Source organism: Micromonospora sp. DH14, assembly GCF_029809455.1.
In the GTDB taxonomy this organism is placed as follows: Bacteria; Actinomycetota; Actinomycetes; order Mycobacteriales; family Micromonosporaceae; genus Micromonospora; species Micromonospora parva.
This window is the reverse complement of sequence record NZ_JARVKT010000068.1, coordinates 1-2,015: the sequence shown is the minus strand read 5'-3', so window position 1 is coordinate 2,015 and position 2,015 is coordinate 1. Positions and strand designations below refer to the sequence as shown.

The window sequence follows — 2,015 nt, the reverse complement described above, 5'->3', positions numbered from 1 at the left end:
TCCAGCGCCCGGCCACGGAGAGTCCGACCGGCGAGCCGGTGAAGGACGCCTGCGTGATCCACTCGCGTTCCCGGAAATCGGGGTATCCCGGATCGGCGGACACGCCGACTTCATGAAACCCGAATCGATCAATTCCTGGACCGGCTGGCCGAGGCGCAGCTGGCGAGTCCGCTGAGCGGACAGGGTCCGGCCCCCGACGCCACAGGCGACGGGGGCCGGGTGCCGGTTCGGTCAGGGTGTGTGAGTGAGCAGGGTGAAGCCCAGGTCAGCCGGGGTCCCGGCCGAGTTGCGGGTCTGCACGAAAACCGCGTTGGGCGTGCCCAGCCGCGGAGCCACCGAGATCTCGCCGGCCGGCGGGATGCAGCAGGCGTCGGACCGCGAGATGGTGGCCAGGAAGGCGCCGGCCGAGACGACGTGGCCGAACTGCACCTCGTACTGGCCGGGGCCGTACTTGATGACGGTGCCGGTGCCGCGCGCCTTGGTGCCGTTGGAGTTGACGACGGTGAAGACGTTGGTGGCCACCAGCGTGCTGGCCGCACCCGCCTTCAGCGCGGCCTTGGCTTTGCGCGCCGACTCGGCGGTGACCGGCGGTTGGGCGTTGCTGGCGCGTGCCACCGGCTGGACGGCCTCCTGCGGCGCCTTCGCCGACGGCTGGGCGATGGCGATGCCCCCGCCGGCCAGGCTGAGGCCCAGGACGGCGAACGTGACCGCCGCCAACTTACGTCGGAAGGATGTACTCATGACAGGTCCCCCTTGTGTGACCGTGCGAATTCGGCCGACCCGCGGGGCGGGACGGATGACTGCCGATAAATAGGAGTACGACGACTGCTGGGCGGGGGGAAAGCCAACTCACTTGCACCCTGGTAGATTGATTTCTCGGCAATCTACATCCCATCTGAGCTGCGGATACTACTCAGAGTTGCGTCGTTTGAGCCAGATGGAACGTAGCACCGGAAAAAGCCGCCAGTCAATAGTTGATCTCGCTTTTCCGGGGTGTCAACCAGCCGTCAGATAATTGTGAGATGTGAGCGCACCACCATTCATGAAATGGTTTCTGACGCTCGGCTACGATCATCGGCGTGACCGTCGACGCCGCACCCGCGCACCGGTTCACCCGGCTTCGCACGGTGCTCTGGTGGCTTGCCGTCGCACCCACAGCGCTCTGGGCGGCCGCCCGGCTGCTCGGCCTGGACCGGGGGCCGTTGGTGCAGGCGCTCGCCTTCACCCCGTACGTCGCGGGCGTCAGCGTGCTGGTCCTGGCCCTCGCGCTCGCCCTACGGCGCTGGTGGCCGGCGGCGCTCGCGGCAGTGGCGGCGGTGGCGCTGCTCGGCACCGTCGCACCGCGGGCGCTGGCCAGCCCGCAGCCGGCGGCGGCGGGGCCGACCGTGCGGCTGCTCACCGCCAATCTGCTCGCCGGCACCGGTGACGCGCGGACGCTCGTGGAGCTGGTCCGGCGACACCAGGTCGACGTGCTCACCGTGCAGGAGTTCACCCCGGACGCGCAGGCCGCCCTGGACCAGCTCGGCCTCGACACGCTGCTGCCGCACCGGCAGCTCAACCCGGAGATCGGCACCGCCGGCTCGGGGCTCTACTCGCGGTGGCCGATCAGCGACGTCGGCGTCCGGCGCAACCTCGAAGGGTGGGGCTTCAGCCAGGCGTACGCGACGGTGGCCGTCCCCGGTGGGCCCCCGGTCCGCGTCGAGTCGGCCCACCCCTCGGCGCCGTACGCCCTGGACCAGGTGGGCGCCTGGCGGGCCGACCTGACCGCCCAACCACCGGCCACCCCGGACGGCGGCCTGCGGATCCTCGCCGGGGACTTCAACGCCACCCTCGACCACAGCCCACTGCGGGCCCTGCTGCGCACCGGTTACGTCGACGCCGCCGACGCCACCGGACAGGGCCTGACCGGCACCTGGGGCCCGTACGACGGCGACCTCATCCCACCCGTCGCCATCGACCACATCATGGTCGACCACCGGATAGCGGTCCGCTCGGTGCAGGTGCTCGCCCTACCC

General features: G+C 70.5%; 2 protein-coding genes. One reads left to right on the top strand and one right to left on the bottom strand.

Annotated features, from left to right (window positions below):
- Positions 1-231: 231 nt before the first annotated feature.
- Positions 232-741, bottom strand: coding sequence for a hypothetical protein (locus QCZ28_RS34345; protein ID WP_279520518.1), 510 nt, complete (start codon positions 739-741; stop codon positions 232-234).
- A gap of 386 nt (positions 742-1,127) precedes the next feature.
- Between QCZ28_RS34345 and QCZ28_RS34340 the strand changes: the two genes are divergently transcribed.
- A partial coding sequence (locus tag QCZ28_RS34340; RefSeq protein WP_279520519.1) for an endonuclease/exonuclease/phosphatase family protein occupies positions 1,128-2,015 on the top strand: 888 nt, incomplete at its 3' end.